The organism is Bacillus sp. HU-1818, from assembly GCF_022695965.1.
Lineage (GTDB): Bacteria > Bacillota > Bacilli > Bacillales > Bacillaceae > Bacillus > Bacillus atrophaeus.
This window is the reverse complement of the sequence record NZ_JAAPBE010000004.1, coordinates 175,712-193,459: the sequence shown is the minus strand read 5'-3', so window position 1 is coordinate 193,459 and position 17,748 is coordinate 175,712. Positions and strand designations below refer to the sequence as shown.

Annotated in this window: 17 protein-coding genes and 1 pseudogene; 9 read left to right on the top strand and 9 right to left on the bottom strand. The window is 43.9% G+C overall.

Going from position 1 to position 17,748, the window contains the following annotated elements; genetic code table 11:
* Window positions 1-173 precede the first annotated feature (173 nt).
* Both GXP75_RS16050 and phrC read left to right on the top strand, forming a co-directional pair.
* Window positions 174-1,322 carry a Rap family tetratricopeptide repeat protein gene (locus GXP75_RS16050; protein ID WP_061572376.1) on the top strand — a complete coding sequence of 383 codons (1,149 nt, stop codon included), beginning with the start codon at window positions 174-176 and terminating at the stop codon, window positions 1,320-1,322.
* Window positions 1,306-1,425 (top strand): phosphatase RapC inhibitor PhrC, encoded by a 120-nt coding sequence (gene phrC / locus GXP75_RS16045; protein ID WP_004430266.1) that lies wholly within the window; start codon window positions 1,306-1,308, stop codon window positions 1,423-1,425. The genes GXP75_RS16050 and phrC overlap by 17 nt, the downstream gene beginning before the upstream one ends.
* 133 nt (window positions 1,426-1,558) lie before the next feature.
* Here phrC and GXP75_RS16040 read toward each other — a convergent pair whose 3' ends face one another.
* The 3 genes from GXP75_RS16040 to GXP75_RS16030 all read right to left on the bottom strand — a co-directional run bounded on the left by GXP75_RS16040 (window position 1,559) and on the right by GXP75_RS16030 (window position 3,446).
* Window positions 1,559-1,666 carry a YjcZ family sporulation protein gene (locus GXP75_RS16040; RefSeq protein ID WP_082786775.1) on the bottom strand — a complete coding sequence of 36 codons (108 nt, stop codon included), beginning with the start codon at window positions 1,664-1,666 and terminating at the stop codon, window positions 1,559-1,561.
* A 201-nt stretch (window positions 1,667-1,867) separates the two neighbouring features.
* Window positions 1,868-1,951, bottom strand: coding sequence for a YjcZ family sporulation protein (locus tag GXP75_RS16035; RefSeq protein ID WP_396022485.1), 84 nt, complete (start codon window positions 1,949-1,951; stop codon window positions 1,868-1,870).
* 130 nt (window positions 1,952-2,081) lie between these two features.
* Window positions 2,082-3,446 carry an aspartate kinase gene (locus GXP75_RS16030; RefSeq protein WP_242557261.1) on the bottom strand — a complete coding sequence of 455 codons (1,365 nt, stop codon included), beginning with the start codon at window positions 3,444-3,446 and terminating at the stop codon, window positions 2,082-2,084.
* Window positions 3,447-3,876: 430 nt separating this feature from the next.
* On the opposite strand from GXP75_RS16030, the gene GXP75_RS16025 reads away from it, so the two are divergent.
* The 4 genes from GXP75_RS16025 to GXP75_RS16010 are packed head-to-tail and all read left to right on the top strand — an operon-like array spanning window position 3,877 to window position 7,494.
* Window positions 3,877-4,827 (top strand): ABC transporter permease, encoded by a 951-nt coding sequence (locus tag GXP75_RS16025; RefSeq protein ID WP_061572374.1) that lies wholly within the window; start codon window positions 3,877-3,879, stop codon window positions 4,825-4,827.
* On the top strand, window positions 4,820-5,767 hold the full coding sequence (locus tag GXP75_RS16020) for an iron chelate uptake ABC transporter family permease subunit (protein ID WP_242557260.1): 948 nt from the start codon (window positions 4,820-4,822) through the stop codon (window positions 5,765-5,767). Before GXP75_RS16025 ends, GXP75_RS16020 begins: the two co-directional genes overlap by 8 nt.
* A complete protein-coding gene (locus GXP75_RS16015) occupies window positions 5,761-6,519 on the top strand; it encodes an iron ABC transporter ATP-binding protein (protein ID WP_061572373.1) in 759 nt (252 codons plus the stop codon). The genes GXP75_RS16020 and GXP75_RS16015 overlap by 7 nt, the downstream gene beginning before the upstream one ends.
* A gap of 21 nt (window positions 6,520-6,540) precedes the next feature.
* A complete protein-coding gene (locus GXP75_RS16010) occupies window positions 6,541-7,494 on the top strand; it encodes a siderophore ABC transporter substrate-binding protein (protein ID WP_242557259.1) in 954 nt (317 codons plus the stop codon).
* 290 nt (window positions 7,495-7,784) lie between these two features.
* Here the strand turns inward: GXP75_RS16010 and GXP75_RS16005 are convergent, their stop codons facing one another.
* From GXP75_RS16005 to GXP75_RS15985, 5 genes are all read right to left on the bottom strand, one after another.
* Window positions 7,785-9,203, bottom strand: coding sequence for an MDR family MFS transporter (locus GXP75_RS16005; protein WP_242557258.1), 1,419 nt, complete (start codon window positions 9,201-9,203; stop codon window positions 7,785-7,787).
* A gap of 19 nt (window positions 9,204-9,222) precedes the next feature.
* Window positions 9,223-10,101, bottom strand: coding sequence for a TetR/AcrR family transcriptional regulator (locus tag GXP75_RS16000; protein ID WP_061572370.1), 879 nt, complete (start codon window positions 10,099-10,101; stop codon window positions 9,223-9,225).
* A gap of 339 nt (window positions 10,102-10,440) precedes the next feature.
* The gene (locus tag GXP75_RS15995; RefSeq protein ID WP_242557257.1) at window positions 10,441-11,562 is read right to left on the bottom strand and encodes a response regulator aspartate phosphatase; all 1,122 of its coding nucleotides are present in this window, start codon (window positions 11,560-11,562) and stop codon (window positions 10,441-10,443) included.
* Between the two features lie 151 nt (window positions 11,563-11,713).
* Complete coding sequence (locus tag GXP75_RS15990; protein ID WP_214917289.1) at window positions 11,714-12,460, bottom strand: NADPH-dependent oxidoreductase; 747 nt, start codon at window positions 12,458-12,460, stop codon at window positions 11,714-11,716.
* A 16-nt stretch (window positions 12,461-12,476) separates the two neighbouring features.
* Window positions 12,477-12,764, bottom strand: a complete 288-nt coding sequence (locus tag GXP75_RS15985) for a putative quinol monooxygenase (RefSeq protein ID WP_010789697.1) — start codon at window positions 12,762-12,764, stop codon at window positions 12,477-12,479.
* Between the two features lie 174 nt (window positions 12,765-12,938).
* On the opposite strand from GXP75_RS15985, the gene GXP75_RS15980 reads away from it, so the two are divergent.
* Window positions 12,939-13,253, top strand: coding sequence for an ArsR/SmtB family transcription factor (locus tag GXP75_RS15980; protein WP_242557256.1), 315 nt, complete (start codon window positions 12,939-12,941; stop codon window positions 13,251-13,253).
* Window positions 13,254-13,258: 5 nt separating this feature from the next.
* On the opposite strand, the pseudogene gabR reads toward GXP75_RS15980, so the two are convergent.
* Window positions 13,259-14,696 (bottom strand): annotated as a pseudogene (gabR, locus tag GXP75_RS15975) (MocR-like transcriptional regulator GabR); the annotation flags it as partial.
* 111 nt (window positions 14,697-14,807) lie between these two features.
* Between gabR and gabT the strand changes: the two are divergent.
* Together gabT and gabD are read left to right on the top strand one after the other, a co-directional pair.
* A complete protein-coding gene (gene gabT, locus GXP75_RS15970; RefSeq protein ID WP_242557255.1) occupies window positions 14,808-16,115 on the top strand; it encodes a 4-aminobutyrate--2-oxoglutarate transaminase in 1,308 nt (435 codons plus the stop codon).
* 115 nt (window positions 16,116-16,230) lie between these two features.
* Window positions 16,231-17,619: a succinate-semialdehyde dehydrogenase gene (gene gabD, locus GXP75_RS15965; protein WP_242557254.1), complete on the top strand. Its 1,389-nt coding sequence runs from the start codon at window positions 16,231-16,233 to the stop codon at window positions 17,617-17,619.
* The last annotated feature ends 129 nt before the right edge of the window (window positions 17,620-17,748 follow it).

Here is a 17,748-nt window from a genome sequence, read left to right as displayed (position 1 = left end):
GTTTTTTTGTGTGTTTTGAACAAACATCTGCCTTTCAAATTCATACCGCTTCGGCGCTTCATGTATTTATTGCGCTCTGCCGAAAACAAAGTTTGCGTGTTTTTCGGGATGTGGCCGTCTGGAAACATGATAAAATATGTCATAAACAGGTTTTGGATGGGGAGGGTGAAGGAATGAAGAGCGAGGTGATTCCTTCTTCAGCAGTCGGTCAAAAAATTAACGAGTGGTATAAGTATATTCGTACGTTCAGTGTACCGGACGCAGAAATTCTAAAAGCCGAGATTGAACGGGAAATTGAACATATGGAAGACGATCCGAACTTGCTGCTATATTTCTCATTAATGGAATTCCGCCACCAGCTGATGCTTGATTATCTTGAGCCGTTAGAAAAATTAAAAATAGAGGACCAGCCTAGCTTGTCAGAATTACTGCGCAACATTGACAGCAATCAGGCTGATTTAAAAGGGCTGCTTGATTATTATGTAAACTTTTTTCGGGGGATGCACGAATTTGATAAAAGAGAATTCATTTCAGCCATCACCTATTACAAACAGGCTGAAAAAAGACTTTCCTTTGTAGCGGATCATATTGAAAGAGCCGAGTTCTATTTTAAAGTAGCCGAAGCTTATTACTATATGAAACAGACGTATTTCTCACTGATTCATATCAAAAATGCCTACGAAATATATGCTGAGCAAGAAACGTATAATGTGAGAATTATACAGTGTCATTTTGTTTTCGGAGTAAATTTGATGGATGAAAGGCGTTTCGAACAAGCCGCGCGCCATTTTGAACTCGCATTACATATGGCGGAATCAGAAAATAAAGCACAATTGGTCGGAAGAGCGCTTTATAATATTGGGTTGTGTTATTACAATCAAGATCTTCTTGAGCCTGCCATTGACTATTTTGAAAGAGCGGTTTCTATATTCGAAAGCAACGACATCATTAAATCCCTTCCTCAGGCATATTTTCTGATCACGCAGATTTATTATAAATGTAAAAATAATTCTAAAGCAGTGGAATATCACAGCAGGGGCTATGAATATGCTAAAGAAACAGATGATATTGACTACATGGTGAAATTTGAATTTTTAAAAACTCTATATCAAGCCCAGCCGGATGAACAAGGAATCGAAAAATGCTTTTATTACCTAAAAAATAAAAATATGTATGCTGATATAGAGGATTTAGCACTAGAAGTAGCTAAATACTACTATGAACAAAAAAACTTCGAAATGTCATCTTCCTACTTTCTCAAAGTAGAAGAGGCCAGAAAACAAATACAAAGGAGTGAAGGTTTATATGAAATTGAAATCTAAATTGCTCATTATTTGTTTGGCTGCAGCTGCTGTGTTTGCAACAGTTGGAGTGTCCAATGCTGAAGCGCCAGATTATCAGGTGACAGAAAGAGGAATGACGTAAGAAAACAAAAGTCCCTTCCCGAAAAGAAGGGACTTTGCCGTTTTAAACATAAACAGTAAACGCCATAAGACAAGTCTTATGGCGTTTACCTTTACAAGAGGAGGTTCTTACATATGGGGGCTGCCAGTCTGTTCTAGAAGCCGCCATTAAAAAAGGATGTTCCCACAATAACCAATAGTACAAACAACACTACGATTAACGCGAAAGAGTTAAAGCCGTTACCAGATCCGCAACCTGACATAAGGCATCACCTCCAAGTGAGAATACTATAAGATATGCGCAGAATACTAGAGTGTAAAGGGTAAACGTGCAGATGAGAAAAAAATAAGTCTATCAACCAGCGCCCGATATTTTGGCAGCCCAAAAGGAAAAACGCCATAAGATATGGTCTTATGGCGCTCACCTCTGCGATAAGGAGGTTACAGGGTCATACTAGTTTGATCTAGAAAAGACCACCGTTAAAAAAAGATGTTCCTACGATAATCAATAGGATAAACAATACGACGATTAAAGGGAAAGAACTGATGCCGTTTCCATTAGATGGATACATACAGCGTCACCTCCATGTGTGAATACTATAAGATATGCAGGAGGCAACAAATTGATAGAGATACTAGTGGACAAGAGAAAAAATGAGAATTTCGGCTATTAAAACGTTAAGAAATTAAAACCCCTGCAAAAAACTCTTGGTACAATGCTTGGACTGCCCGCTCTTCCTGCGCCTCTTTTACCCCGAACATCATACTCACCTCTGATGACCCTTGGTTGATCATTTCGATGTTTACTTGAGCCTCAGATAATGCTTTTGACGCCCTTGCCGTTGTGCCGACGTTGTGGCGCATGGCTTCTCCGACGACCATAATCAGCGCCAGGTTATGCTCGACAATCACCTCATCCGCCTGAAGGTCTTCTTCAATTCGCCTGATGAGCTGACGCTCCATGGAGGCCTCCATTTGATCTTGTCTCAATATAATGGTGATGTCATCAATTCCGGACGGGACATGCTCGTACGTTAAACTGTAATCTTCTAAAATTTGCAAGGCTTTCCGCCCAAAGCCGATTTCTCTATTCATTAAATACTTACTGATATAAATGCTGCAAAATCCGGTGTCGCTGGCTATCCCGACAACTGGGCCGTTCGTGTTGTCCCGTTTGCTGACAACACGTGTTCCTTGCGCTGCCGGATTGTTCGTATTTTTAATTTGAACCGGAATTCCCGCTCTGAACGCGGGGATCAGGGCTTCATCATGGAAGACGGAAAAGCCGGCATATGAAAGCTCGCGCATTTCCCGATATGTCAGTTCGCTGATTTCTTTAGGGTTATTCACGATAGATGGATTGACGGAATAAACCGCATCGACATCGGTAAAGTTTTCATACAGATCTGCCTGTAAACCGTTTGCGAGAATAGAACCCGTAATATCTGACCCGCTTCTTGAAAAAGTGATCACATCGCCAGCTTTGCTGAAGCCGAAGAAACCGGGAAAGATAATAAGACCGTCCCGCTCTCTTAAGCGGTACAGATTTTCATAGGATTCAGGCAGCACCTGAGCGTTTCCCGGCTCATTTGTGACGAAAAGACCCGCGTCCTTAGGATTCACATACTCTGCTTGAATGCCCTTGTGCTGAAAGTAAGCGGCGATCAGCTTAGCATTGTTATCCTCGCCGCTTGCTTTGATTGCATCTATATATTGCACGGGATTGCTTTTGTCTCCATTTAACAAACTGAAGAGGTCATCCCGTATTCTTTCTATAATATGCTGATTCAAATGAAGCTCCTGAGCGATTTCGGCATATCGTTCAATGACAGCTTCACAAAGTTCGGGCGCACTACCCGATGATATGTATTGCTCCGCGCAGGCGATTAAGAGATCCGTTACCTTTCTATCCTCGGAATGACGTTTCCCCGGCGCAGATACCACAACAGCTTTGCGCGCGGGATCGGCTGTTACGATATGAAACACTTTTTCAAGCTGAGCGCCAGATGCGAGAGAACTGCCTCCGAATTTAACGACCTTCATGTTGACAACTCCTAATGTTTAAATTTTCACACAAATTTAGTACTTATTATCTCTCTTTCGGTTCTTGAAATCAAGGGTTATTTTCTACGTGGTGTGAACAATTGTTTTTCCAGGGAGGAATTAGTGCGGTGATGTCAGGTTTCCTTCTGCGAATCTTGCGCCAAAATGAAAAAAATGCTAAACAGAGAACGGATGGATATAGAAAGCGGTTCAAATTCTTGGTAGACTTAAATAATGATATATTTTGAATGACTCTTAGAGAGGCCGGCTCAGCAAAGCTTTTTCAGAAAAGAATATTGACTATAGCGAGAAAGGTGATAAGATTATATTGTCGTTGATAATGATAATCATTTACTGTTATCTGCGAATCTGTTGAATTCTTGCGGAAAGGGAAGCAAGGTCTTTTGTTGTAAGGGTGTGAGGAGGCAGCATGAAGCTACGTTACTTAGTTGTTTTACTTATTTTACTTGCATTCTGTTCTATTTTTATCGGCGTAGAGGATCTGTCGCCGCTGGATCTTTTTCATATGAATAAAGAAGAGGCTTCAACGCTTTTCGCCAGCCGTTTGCCGAGATTAATCAGCATTATTATTGCAGGCATGAGCCTGAGCATCTGCGGCTTAATTATGCAGCAGATCAGCCGTAATAAATTCGTTTCGCCGACAACTGCCGGCACGATGGATTGGGCGAGGCTCGGGATTTTGATTTCATTAATGCTGTTTACCTCTGCCAGTCCGCTGATAAAAATGCTGATTGCTTTTATATTTGCGCTTGCGGGCAACTTCCTGTTCATGAAAATCCTTGAGAGAATAAAGTTTAACGATACGATCTTTATCCCTCTCGTGGGCTTAATGCTTGGGAACATTGTCAGCTCGATTGCGACATTTATCGCGTATAAATATGATTTAATCCAAAATATTTCTTCATGGCTTCAAGGAGATTTTTCTCTCATTGTGAAAGGGAGATATGAACTTTTATACTTGAGTATCCCGCTTGTGATAATCGCATATATATTTGCTGACAAATTCACAGTAGCAGGGATGGGGGAAAGCTTCTCCGTCAACCTTGGCCTGAAATATAAACGGATTGTGAATATCGGGCTGATTATATCGTCGCTGATCACGTCCCTCGTGATTTTGACTGTCGGTATGCTGCCGTTCCTTGGGCTAATCATTCCGAATATCGTATCCATTTACAGGGGAGACAACCTGAAAAGCAGCCTGCCCCACACAGCTCTTTTAGGTGCCGTTTTTGTGCTGCTTTGCGATATATTGGGCAGGATTATCATTTTTCCGTACGAAATCTCGATTGGCTTGATGGTCGGAATCATCGGCAGCGGCATTTTCCTGTATATGCTGTTAAGGAGAAAAGCCTATGCGTAAAAATATGAAAATCACGCTGCTCATTGGAATCGCCATGATTTGTATCGGCCTGTTTTTGTTTTATGATTTGGGCAATTGGGATTATACCTTTCCAAGAAGATGTAAAAAGGTGCTCGCTATTATTCTGACAGGCGGAGCCATCGCGTTTTCAACGATGATCTTCCAAACGATTACGAACAACCGCATCCTTACACCAAGCATCTTAGGGCTGGATTCTCTGTATATGCTTATTCAGACTGTTATTGTCTTTCTGTTTGGTTCAATGAATGTCGTCATGATGAATGAGAACGTCAATTTCTTGATTTCAGTCTTCCTGATGATTTTGTTTTCCTTTGTGCTGTATCAGATCATGTTTAAAGGAGAGGGCAGGAATATCTTTTTCCTTCTGCTCGTCGGAATTGTCTTTGGCACGCTGTTTGGCAGCTTGTCTTCTTTCATGCAGATGCTGATTGATCCGAATGAGTTCCAAGTTGTGCAGGATAAGATGTTTGCCAGCTTTAACAACGTCAATACGGATCTTTTATGGCTGGCGTGCATCATCTTTCTGCTTGTCGGCTTCTACGCCTGGCGTTTCACGAGGTTTTTTGATGTGCTGTCTCTCGGGAGAGAACACGCCGTCAATTTAGGAATTGATTATGATAAAGTCGTGAAGCAGATGCTGGTTGTCGTTGCGATTCTCGTTTCCGTCTCAACGGCTCTTGTAGGACCAATTATGTTCTTGGGGCTTCTCGTTGTGAACGTTGCCAGAGAGTTTTTGAAAACGTACAAGCATACATACTTGATCGCTGGTTCTGTGCTGATCAGTATTATTGCGCTTGTCGGCGGCCAGTTTGTGGTTGAAAAGGTATTCGCTTTTTCAACGCCTTTAAGCGTTATTATTAATTTTGCCGGCGGGATTTATTTTATTTACTTGCTGTTAAAGGAGAATAAATCATGGTAGAAATCACAAACGTAAGCAAGCAATATGGAGGAAAAATTGTCCTTGAAGAAACGTCAGTCACGATCCAAAAAGGCAAAATTACCTCATTTATTGGTCCTAACGGCGCCGGCAAAAGCACGCTGCTGTCTATTATGAGCCGTCTGATTAAGAAAGATTCAGGCGAAATCAAAATAGACGGCAAGGAGATCGGCTCTTGCGACAGCAATGATCTGGCGAAAAAAATCAGCATCCTGAAACAGGCGAACCAGATCAACATCAGGCTGACGATCAAAGACCTTGTCAGCTTCGGCAGATTTCCTTATTCACAGGGGAAGCTGACAGAGGAAGACTGGGTTCATATTAATCAGGCTCTCGGTTATATGAAGCTTGAAGACATTCAGGATAAGTACTTGGACCAATTAAGCGGAGGGCAATGCCAGCGGGCGTTTATCGCGATGGTAATCGCCCAGGATACAGATTACATCTTTCTGGATGAACCGCTTAACAATCTGGATATGAAGCATTCTGTGGAAATTATGAAGCTGTTGAAACGATTGGTGGAGGAACTGGGCAAAACGATTGTTGTCGTCATTCATGACATTAACTTTGCGTCCGTCTATTCCGACTATATCGTGGCCTTAAAAAACGGCCGTATCGTAAAAGAAGGATCAGCGGAAGAAATCATAGAGACCTCGGTGCTAGAGGAGATTTACGATATGACCATTCCGATTGAAACGATAGATAATCAAAGAATAGGTGTCTATTTTTCTTAAAAACATAAAGAGGTGAATCACATGAAAAAGTTTGCATTGCTTTTCATCGCCTTGGTTACCGCGGTTGTTATTTCAGCATGCGGAAACCAAAGCTCAGACAGTAAAGGGTCAGAGAACAAAAAGGATCAAATCACAGTGAAGCACGATATAGATAAAAACGGAACAAAAGTTACCAAAAATCCTAAAAAAGTCGTTGTCTTCAACCTTGGTATTTTAGATACACTTGATAAACTTGGATTACAAGGAAGCGTTGCGGGACTGCCAAAGAATAGCCTTCCCGATTACCTTTCTTCATACAAAAATGATAAGTATACGGATGTCGGCAGTTTAAAAGAGCCTGATTTTGAAAAGGTGGCTGATCTAGAACCGGATCTCATCATTATTGCAGGCAGACAATCTGATTCTTATAAAGAATTCTCAAAAATTGCACCAACCATTTATCTTGATACAGATAGCACAAAATATATGGAATCCTTTAAGTCAAACACAGAAACAATCGGAAAAATCTTTAACAAAGAAGATGAAGTGAAGAGCGAGCTTGCAAAAATTGATGATTCGATTTCGGATGTGAAGAAAACGGCTGAGAAAGTAAATAAAAAAGGGTTGGTGGTTATGGCGAACGACGGCAAAATCAGCGCGTTCGGCCCTAAATCAAGATACGGCCTGATTCATGATGTCTTTGGCGTGACACCTGCTGATCAAAATATTGAAGCATCCTCCCACGGACAAAGTGTATCTTATGAGTACATCTCAAAAACAAACCCTGATTACTTGTTTGTTGTAGACCGCGGCACAGCGATCGGCGAAACATCGTCTACGAAGCAAGTTGTTGAAAACGATTATGTGAAAAAAGTAAACGCTGTGAAAAACGATCATGTTGTCTACCTTGATTCAGCAACATGGTACCTATCAGGCGGCGGACTTGAGTCTATGGCTCAAATGATTAAAGAAGTAAAAGATGGTTTAGAGAAATAAATGAAGAAGAACCCGATCAATGGAACCTGTAAATGGGGGCCTTGATCGGGTTTTTTGTTTTCTCTTCATTACGATAGTTCATTTCTGGTGCCCAGTTATTCTTAACATTAATAGCAATGGGGAAGGGGCAATTCGTTAACTGAATTTGAAGCTTTAAAATGAAGCGAAGAGTTACTTCTGTGTGAATTCTTTGATCAGATTCCCAATGTTTCAGAAGGGGGCATCTTTCTAAGCGTTGTTGCCTTATCAATTCAAAACAAAAAACTCAGCCCCGGAAGGGCTGAGTTTTTTTATCGTGCAGGCTGCTGTTCGGCAGGCCGCGGTTTTTTCTTCAAAGTAAACGATAGCAGGAAGCCGGCGAGTGCGATGCAGGCCGCCACGATAAAGGCTGCGTTCATGCCGTGCAAAGCCGCCTGTCTTGAACTGGAAGCAGCCGCATGTGCTGCCTGATTGCTCATGACAGATACTAAGAGCGCTGTACCGATGGAGCCGCCGACTTGGCGAATGGTGTTGTTCATAGCTGTGCCGTGCGGGATCAGGTGGCGCGGCAGCGCGTTGATGCCCGCCGTTGTGACCGGCATCATAATCATCGCCGTTCCCAGTAATCGGGCGGTATACACGATCACAATCCAGGTGAGTGATGTATGCTCCGTCAGCTGCGTAAACGGTAAAGAAGTCAAAAGGATGATGGAAAAGCCGAGAATGGCGAGTCCTTTTCCGCCGACCCGATCAAAGATTCTTCCGATAATCGGCGACATGATTCCCATAGCAATTGCCCCCGGCAGAAGCATTAATCCTGTATCAAATGCTGATATGCCTCTGACGTTTTGCGTATAAAGCGGCAAGATCGTCTCTGTACCGATCAGCAAAGCGAATACAATGGTTCCAAGCAGTGTTGTTAAGCTGAAGATGCCAAATTTAAATACACGGAATTCCAGCATCGGTTTTGTAAGCTTCATCTGTCTTGTGATAAATAAAAGCAGGGAAACAATGCCCACAATCAGTGAAATAAGGACGGTTGAGCTTGTCCATCCGTAAGAGCCGACGCTTGAAAATCCGTACAGCAAACCGCCGAAGCCTAGAGTAGACATAATCACAGACAACATATCAATTTGTGTTTTTCTAAGAGTCGTCACGTTTTTCATCAAAATAATCGCAAGCAGCAGGTCAATGATGGCGATCGGAAGAATAATGTAGAACAGCGATCTCCACGAGAAGGCTTCGACTGCCCAACCGGATAATGTCGGTCCGATTGCAGGAGCGAAGGAAATAACCAATCCGACCATACCCATCGCCTGCCCGCGTTTTTCGATCGGGAAAATCGTAAGAAACACTGTCTGCATGAGCGGCATCATAATGCCGGCTCCGGCAGCCTGAATGATACGGGCTGTTAAAAGCAGCGGAAAGTTTGGTGCGAATGCCCCGACGATCGTTCCCGCCGTAAATATGCTCATCGCAGTAATCAGCAGCGTCCGGCTTGTGAATTTTTCAATCAGAAACGCGGTGATCGGTATTAAAATCCCATTCGTTAGCATAAAGGAAGTGGTCAGCCACTGGACCTGGTTGGCATCGATATTAAAATCACGCATTATATGCGGAAGAGCTGTAATCAATAGCGTCTGGTTCAGAATGGCGACAAAAGCTCCCGCCAACAATATGCCAACGATCACAGATCGGTTAAAAGGCTTTGGTTCAATACTGGTATTCAAATCATATCCCTTCTTTTCTCTATAAAGTTAGTAATGTTTTAATCATCGAAATAGGCTGCGTTAATTTGCCGGTTTGTTCCAGATAGCCAATCAGCGCTTTTAGCAGAAAAGGCCGCGGTTCGTCTTTCACCGCCTCCTCTTCAAGCAAATCAGCGGCTGATGACAGCTCATCTACCTGATAATCGTGCTCCGGCAGAGAAGAGATCGCTTTTTTCAGCTCTTGAAGGCTCTCGGATAACAAAATCGCTTTGTCTTTCGGCTGATGCGATGAGGCCGAGCTGATGTATAGCTCAATGACTTCCGGCTGAAGTCCGGACTGCTCCGTTCCTCTGTTTTTCACAATCTGGTTAAGCGTGCTGATGATAAAATCTGCAATTGGAGCCAGCTCAAGCGGTTTATGTTCAAGTTTGATGAGCATGAGAAATTCCCTCATCATGCCGTGAAGAATGATTACTAACTCCCACACGAACGGTGTAATGTGTTCGCCGTAGTTTTGAATCAGCGAATCGCGGTGCCAGCAGATAATCGTTGATCTGGCCTGCATGATGTGCTGCTTTACTCTGTCATTATTTAAAGATGAATTTCCGTAGGTTAACATGTTAAAAAACTGCTGATCCCGCCGGAAGCCCTCAAGCTCCATTGTCAGTTTTTTGGCAAAACGTTCATCAGGGGTCAGCGAGCTTTCTTCATGAAGCAGTGAGGCCGCTGCCATCATCTTCTTTTGATTAAATGCCAGCAGCTCCAAAAGCAGGTCTTCCTTTGATTGGAACAATTTATAAATTGAAGCTTTTGACATCTTACATTCCTCTGCGATGGCCTGCATTGAAACCGATGTGAAATCCCTTTCGGAAAAAAGCTTCTTTGCCGCTAATAAGATATCTGTTTTTTTCTCAAGCATCGACATGGCTTCCTTCTTTCTTCAAAAACATAGAAAACCCATTGGTTCAACAAAAACCAATGAGTACTTATAGCGAAAATTTTAGCAGTTTTTCGAAGCGGAAGTCAATGTTTTTGAACTAATATAAGGGGGGCAGTGGAAGGGAAAACAAAACACCTGCTGACTTATAAACGAAGCCGGGCAGGTGTTTGATCATGTCGTATAGGGAGGCGGAAGTTTTATTATCCTCCGATAATCTTCTCGGCAACTTCAAAGGCTGAACCTGAATGTTGAAGAGCCGCGATTGAAACCGTAAGTCCCAATACAATTAATGCTGACCATGTAAGTTTTTTACCCATTTTACATCCACTCCAATTTCTTTAATTTTTGTTCTGCTTCAATCGACTTGTTAAGCAGCGCCACGGCATGCTGATAAAACCCTTTGTCTTCATACACCTTGGCTGCAAGCCGTGATAATTCTTTTACACTATCCGTATGGCGGCAGTTCTCTAATAGGTCCAGCTTCTCTGTTATTCTGAGAAGGCTGTTATCATGATGTTCTTCCAGATAGAGGATGGACAATATATCTGTTTTGGCTATAAAAATTTTTGATGTATCGTCGGATGCTCTCTTACGCCCCTCCGTCAAGATAGTCTGCGCCCGGCTTCTATCACCTATGATACACAATTCTTTGATGAGCATAAACGAAGAATTATAATAATATTCAGATTTATAATAGTCTGAATGGGTGAGAGCTTTTTCGAGATGTGTGATGGATAATGCTGATTTGCCCCAATGAGAATATAAGATTCCTTTATTATGATGCAATTGGGCTTCAAGAAACGGATCATTTATTAATTTAATCATATTCTCAGCTTCATTGTAATATGATTCAGCCTTTTCATAATGCCCGGTCTCTGTACAGTTTCCGGCCAGTAAAAACAGGGACAAGGCTTGTTTTTTGTTGTAATCAGGCTTTTCTTTGTAAATGGCGAGTGCATCTCTAATATAGCGGAGCGAGAGAACATGCTGGTCTAACCTGTAATACAGCCATGCCATTTTGAAATAGAATTCAGCTCTTTCAATATCATCAGGAATAGCCGATAATTTTTGTTCAGCTTCTCTGTATAGGCCGATTGCAATGTCATAATTGCTGTTGCTTGCCTCATACATCGCTTCAAATAAGAAGAAATAGTAATCTGTAAGCTCAGAGGTTTTAGCGTTATGGAAAGAATCTGACACATGCTTGTCTCTGTCGGGAATAATCGTGCCTCTTAAATCATAAAGCAGTATTTTATGTCTGTGTTCGAGTAAAGAATAATAAATCAAAAGCTCCTGGTCTTCTTCCATTTCATCTGTCATTGCCTTTGCTTTCTCGGCCAATTCAATCGACTTATCCACTTGAAGCTTTCTGATAGCGACATACCAATCGTTTAATACATTTGCAACCTCTAAAGACGGTATTTTATTCAAGACATGCACCTCTTTTCACGTAGATGATATGCTGTTCATTTTAGCACGATATGAACAAGATTTGTGAGGAAAGGAGGGGATAGTTGACAGGATGAATGACATATAGGCAATAAGCAAAAAAAGCCTGCCGAGCGAGACCGGCAGGCTTTGGTGAATATGATTATTTTTCAACGTTAAATCCTTGCTTCTCAAGCATTTCACGAATATGCGGGTAGTAGAGACGCTGATAATAGGCCGCGATGCCTTGTGACCAGTTTCTTGTTTCCTTTCCGTTCGTGCGCTGCTTCATATACTCGGACATTTGCTCATCATAAGCTTCAATGAGCGGCTTTAATTGTTCCGCTTGATAGGTTTCTTTGTGGTGTACTGCAACTTGTGGCAGACGCGGTTTTTTCGCTGAGCGGTCCGCAGGGTGTCCGATGACAAGCCCTGAGACAGGGAAAACATATTTCGGAAGCTCAAGCAATTCAATCAGTTCATCCGGTTTTCCGCGGACGGCACCGATCGGTACAGTGCCTAAACCGAGCGATTCGGCAGCGGCAGTTGCGGTGCCAAGCGCGATCCCGGCATCAACGGCGCCTACTAGAACAGATTCCAATCCGTCTGTCACTTTCAGTTCGATGTTGTTTAATTCCTCGAGCGCGATTTTGGCCCGGTTAAAGTCAGCACAGAATAGCAAGAAGACAGGAGCTTGGTCAATCCACGGCTGGCCGCCCGCCAATTCAGATATTTTCTTTTTGCGTTCTTTATCCTGAACTGTAATCACTGTTACCTGCTGACCGTTGATAGATGTCGGGGCAGATTGTACAGCTTGAATGATTTGGTCTATTTGTGCATCAGACACTGGCTCATCGGTATAGCTTCGGATCGAGCGGTGATCTGTTAAGGTGTTGAGTACTTCGTTCATATCGGACATCCTTTCGTTACTCTCCAAGTTCTGTGCGGACGACATCAAGAGGTGCGCTCAGAAATTCTTTGCCTTTCGCCACAAACCCTTGGAAATGCGCTGTTTCATTATGGAATTTCATCGCTGCTTCGTCTTTCCATTGCTCAAGCATTACGAAGGTATTTTCCTCGCCTACTTTTTCAAACAGGTCATACTGAACGTTGCCCTCTTCCGCGCGGGAGTGACTGAGCAGTGATTGGGCCTCTGCTAAAAATTCCTCGCGTTTTTCTTGTTTTACTTTCATGTAAGCTTGTAATACGATCATAAAATCTCCTCCTATTGTGTTAGACACTTTTTCGTAGTTTGTGTTCTTATTACTGATTTATCCATTGTTCGAATTTCATCGAACTAAATGTAACATGTAATGAAAAAGAGGTAAAGCGAAAACCCTTACCTAGTAAAATTGTCATCATGCGCGGTTGTGTGTTAAATTTGTGTCATGAACATTCCAAACCATCCAAAAACAGAAAAGTTGCAGCTGACAAAAGTTCTTCACGCTCTCAGCGATCCGCTTCGGCTTGAGCTTGTGAAGCGCTTAGCTGAAACAAAAGAAAAAACGTGCAGCACGTGCGCAGATATACAAGTCGCCAAATCTACCCTGTCCCATCATTTTAAAGTGCTGAGAGAATCGGGCATCGCTCAAGTCCGTATAGAAGGGAAGCATCGTTATTATTCGCTCCGCACCGATGATCTTCAACAGGCGTTTCCGGGTCTGCTTGAAGTCATTCTGAATGTGGAACAAGACCGCTGGTAGAACGAATCCCCAAAGAAGGGGATTTTTTTATTACCCGTAAACCGCTCGTTGAAGCCTTTTGACTCCCTCGTCAATATCCTCGTCTTTCAGCCGGGCAAACCCGATGATTAGTGCGGGGGTGTTTTGTTTTTTGCGGCCTTCTTCCAACTGAAAGCGGCTCATCCCGAAAACTTCAAGCTGCAGCCTTGAAGCGTGTGCTAATATCTCTTTTTCCGGCCGGTTTGTATCGAACTCAGTGACAAAGTGAAGGCCTGCGTTCGCTCCTTTTACCGTTATCTTTTCTCCAAAAGCTTCATCTAAAGCATGGATGAGCTTTTCCCGCTTTTCTTTATACATCTGTTTCATTTTTTTTATGTGTTTTTGATATTCTCCCGAATCAATAAATTCCTGTAAGGCAAGCTGGGTGAGCGTGTTGCATGTCTGCAAGTCATAGCTTCGTTTCTTATATTTTCGCAAAAGCTCCGGCGGCAGAACCATATAGCTGATGCGAAGGCCGGGAAGCAGGGATTTTGAAAACGTGCCCATGTAGATAACGTTTTGAAAACGGTCAAGGCTTTGAAGCGCCGGAATACTGTCTACATCGTATTTAAATTCACTATCATAATCATCTTCAATAATATAGCGGTCCGCAACCTCAGCCGCCCAGTTCAAAAGCTGAATTCTTCGGGAAACCGGCATGATGACTCCTGTCGGAAATTGGTGAGACGGGGTCGTGATTAACACATCGGGGTTCTGTTTGTTAATCTCCCGCATGGACATGCCTTTATCATCAAGCCTGATCGTTTTCACTTCTTTTCCGACGCTGCAGAGAAGCTGGTACATTCGCCTGTAGCCCGGCTCCTCCATTGCATACAGCGCATCGTCCGGAAGCAACTCGGTTAACAGATGTATCAGCATTTGGGTTCCGGCACTGATGACGATTTGTTCAGGGCTGCATTTCACACCCCGCGTAAGGGAAATGAGCCGGGCGATGGTTTCGCGGACACCGTAAATGCCTTGCGGGTGAGCCATGTCGCCAAGCGTGTGAAAGGCGCGGGCAGCGGATTTTTGCTCACAGCGGAACCAGTTTTTTAACGGAAAATGAGCCATATTTACACTCATATGAGAAAAGGAAATCCACTCGCCGCGATCTTCAGCAGGCTCCTTCAGATCATCAGGCAAAACAAATGAGGATGTCTGTTCCTCGGTATAGAAGGTATCCAGCTGCTCGACGAAAAAGCCTTTTCTCTCTATCGCGTATAAATATCCTTCCGCGAGGAGCTGCTGATAAGCGGCATTCACTGAATTGACGCTGACCCTCAGCTTTCCGGCAAGCTCCCGTTTTGATGGAACCTGTGTATGAGGAAGCAGGTTGCGGTTCAAAATCTCTTTTTTTATTTTTTGATAAATTTGCTGATAAATATAATCGGCTTGTTCCGAATGGTCGATTGAAATGGTGATCATGTCCATCATATTTTCTCCCTCTGATACCATCGAAAAGTTAATTTTGGTACTTTTCATCATACCAAAAAGAAGTCAGAATGATAAGAAAATAATGTGCAGGGGGATGTAAATATGAGCCAAACAACGAAACAAATGAGAACAAGCGCGGAGTGGCAGCAAAAGCGTGATCAATTTGTATCCAAAGGTGTCAGCAATGGAAACCGCAGTCTGGCGGTAAAGGGAGAAGGGGCTGTGCTGTATGATTTGAACGGCCGTCGGTTTGTTGATTTTGCGGGTGCGATCGGAACGTTAAATGTCGGCCATTCGCATCCGAAAGTGGTCGAGGCTGTGAAGCGCCAAACGGAGGAGCTGATCCATCCGGGCTTCAACGTGATGATGTATCCGTCCTATATCGAATTAGCCGAAAAGCTGTGCGGCCTTGTACCGGGAGAGCACGATAAGAAAGCGATCTTTCTCAATTCAGGAGCGGAAGCGGTGGAAAATGCCGTGAAAATCGCAAGAAAATATACGAAACGTCAAGGAGTTGTCACCTTTACGCGCGGCTTTCACGGCCGTACAAATATGACAATGAGCATGACAAGCAAAGTGAAGCCTTACAAATTCGGGTTCGGCCCATTTGCGCCGGAAGTCTATCAAGCACCGTTCCCGTATTATTATCAGAAGCCTGCCGGAATGAGCGATGAGAGCTATGATGACTTTATCATTCAGTCGTTTCACGATTTCTTTGTTGCGACAGTGGCGCCGGAAACAGTGGCTTGTGTCGTCATGGAGCCGGTACAAGGGGAAGGCGGCTTCATCATTCCTTCTAAACGATTCGTGCAGCATATCGCCGATTTCTGCAAGAAGCATGGAATTGTGTTTGTCGCTGATGAAATTCAAACCGGCTTTGCGAGAACGGGCACTTACTTTGCGATCGAGCATTTTGACATTGTACCTGACTTAATCACGGTTTCAAAATCACTCGCAGCTGGTCTTCCGTTAAGCGGCGTAATTGGGAAAGCGGAGATGATGGACGCGGCGGCACCCGGAGAACTGGGCGGCACGTATGCGGGAAGCCCGCTCGGCTGCGCGGCTGCACTAGCGGTGTTGGATATTATAGAAGATGAAGGGCTGAATGAACGGTCTGAGGAAATCGGAAGAATCATTGAAGAAAGGGCGCTTGAATGGAAGAAAGAACATGCCTTTATCGGTGAAATTCGCAGACTGGGAGCGATGGCCGCGATAGAAATCGTTAAAGATCCGGAGACTCGTGAGCCTGATAAAGCAAAAGCCGCCGCCATCGCAGCTTATGCGAATGATAATGGTCTTCTTTTGCTGACTGCCGGAATCAACGGCAATATTATCCGGTTCCTTACACCGCTTGTTATTACAGATGAACAGCTGAAGGAAGGGCTGGACATTATTGAAGCGGGGCTGTGACAAGTCCGAGTTCAATCATTGGAAAACAGAGGGCTGCGTCTGATATCCTTTTAATATAGATTCACCTTTGATGCATGAGGTACTTGATTATATTAAATAGAAAGGAATGTTTCATATGCCAGATAAGTTAACGGTTTATAACCCGGCTACAGGCGAGGTGATCAAGTCCATTCCTCAGCAATCGGCTAAGGAAGTGGAAGAAGCCATTGAACGTTCACACCAAGCGTTTAAAACCTGGTCCAAAACATCAGCCTCAGAAAGAGCGTCCCTTTTGAAAAAATGGTATGAACTGATTGTTGAACATAAAGATGAGCTTGGAAAACTGATTACGGCGGAAAACGGAAAACCGTACCAGGAAGCTGTCGGCGAAGTCCTATACGGAGCGGGATACATTGAATGGTTCGCAGAGGAAGCAAAACGCGTATACGGGAGAACCGTGCCTGCGCCAACCACAGGGAAACGCATTGTCGTCACACGGCAGGCTGTCGGACCGGTCGCGGCGATTACGCCTTGGAATTTTCCTAATGCGATGATTACCCGAAAAGCCGCGCCTGCCTTGGCCGCTGGCTGCACCTTCATTATTAAACCGGCGCCGGATACGCCGCTTTCAGCGTTAGAGCTTGCCCGCCTTGCGTATGAAGCCGGCATTCCAAAGGACGTGCTGCAGGTTGTAAATGGTGATGGAGAAGAGATCGGGAATGTCTTTACAAACAGCCCGAAAATCCGCAAAATCACCTTTACCGGATCGACGCCTGTAGGGAAAATTCTAATGAAAAACAGCGCGGAAACAGTGAAGCATGTCTCAATGGAGCTTGGCGGACATGCGCCGCTCATCGTCGATGAAGACGCAAACCTTGACCTCGCCGTTGAACAAGCGATGGTATCTAAATACAGAAACGCGGGCCAGACCTGCGTATGTGCGAATCGTTTGATTGTCCATGAATCTGTCAAAGATGAATTCGCGAAGAAATTGAGCGAACAAGCAGCTAAGCTGAAGGTCGGAAACGGACTGGAAGAGGGCGTAAACGTCGGCCCTATCATTAATAAAAAAGGGTTCGAAAAAATCGTCAGCCAGATCGACGATGCTGTTGAAAAAGGCGCCAAAGTGCTTGTCGGAGGATCATATGACCGAAACGATGACAAAGGCTGCTACTTTGTTCATCCGACAGTGCTTGGTGATGTGGATACGTCCATGAACATCATGCACGAGGAAACATTCGGTCCGGTTGCGCCGATCATTTCTTATTCTGATATTGATGAAGCCATCGAACTTGCAAACGACACACCGTACGGACTTGCCGCCTATTTCTTCACAGAAAATTACCGCCGCGGCATTTATATTTCTGAAAACCTTGATTACGGAATCATCGGCTGGAATGACGGCGGACCATCTGCGGTTCAGGCGCCATTCGGCGGAATGAAAGAAAGCGGCGTCGGCCGTGAAGGCGGTTCTGAAGGCATCGAGCCATACCTTGAAACAAAATATTTGTCCATCGGTTTATAAAAAAACACGCTTCACAAGGCTGCCGGCATGATCGGCGGCCTTTTTTTGCATGCCGAAAACTCCTCATCTGTCCCTCTTTCAAGATATCCGGAATAATTACGCATACTCTAGCCAAAATAATGACAAATA

Bases quoted from the DNA above. Each gene is read 5' to 3' on its own strand.
- GXP75_RS16050 (WP_061572376.1), top strand. From the start codon at position 174: ATGAAGAGCGAGGTGATTCCTTCTTCAGCAGTCGGTCAAAAAATTAAC.
- phrC (WP_004430266.1), top strand. From the start codon at position 1,306: ATGAAATTGAAATCTAAATTGCTCATTATTTGTTTGGCTGCAGCTGCT.
- GXP75_RS16040 (WP_082786775.1), bottom strand. From the start codon at position 1,666: ATGTCAGGTTGCGGATCTGGTAACGGCTTTAACTCTTTCGCGTTAATC.
- GXP75_RS16030 (WP_242557261.1), bottom strand. From the start codon at position 3,446: ATGAAGGTCGTTAAATTCGGAGGCAGTTCTCTCGCATCTGGCGCTCAG.
- GXP75_RS16025 (WP_061572374.1), top strand. From the start codon at position 3,877: ATGAAGCTACGTTACTTAGTTGTTTTACTTATTTTACTTGCATTCTGT.
- GXP75_RS16020 (WP_242557260.1), top strand. From the start codon at position 4,820: ATGCGTAAAAATATGAAAATCACGCTGCTCATTGGAATCGCCATGATT.
- GXP75_RS16015 (WP_061572373.1), top strand. From the start codon at position 5,761: ATGGTAGAAATCACAAACGTAAGCAAGCAATATGGAGGAAAAATTGTC.
- GXP75_RS16010 (WP_242557259.1), top strand. From the start codon at position 6,541: ATGAAAAAGTTTGCATTGCTTTTCATCGCCTTGGTTACCGCGGTTGTT.
- GXP75_RS16000 (WP_061572370.1), bottom strand. From the start codon at position 10,101: ATGCTTGAGAAAAAAACAGATATCTTATTAGCGGCAAAGAAGCTTTTT.
- GXP75_RS15990 (WP_214917289.1), bottom strand. From the start codon at position 12,460: ATGAACGAAGTACTCAACACCTTAACAGATCACCGCTCGATCCGAAGC.
- GXP75_RS15985 (WP_010789697.1), bottom strand. From the start codon at position 12,764: ATGATCGTATTACAAGCTTACATGAAAGTAAAACAAGAAAAACGCGAG.
- GXP75_RS15980 (WP_242557256.1), top strand. From the start codon at position 12,939: ATGAACATTCCAAACCATCCAAAAACAGAAAAGTTGCAGCTGACAAAA.
- gabT (WP_242557255.1), top strand. From the start codon at position 14,808: ATGAGCCAAACAACGAAACAAATGAGAACAAGCGCGGAGTGGCAGCAA.
- gabD (WP_242557254.1), top strand. From the start codon at position 16,231: ATGCCAGATAAGTTAACGGTTTATAACCCGGCTACAGGCGAGGTGATC.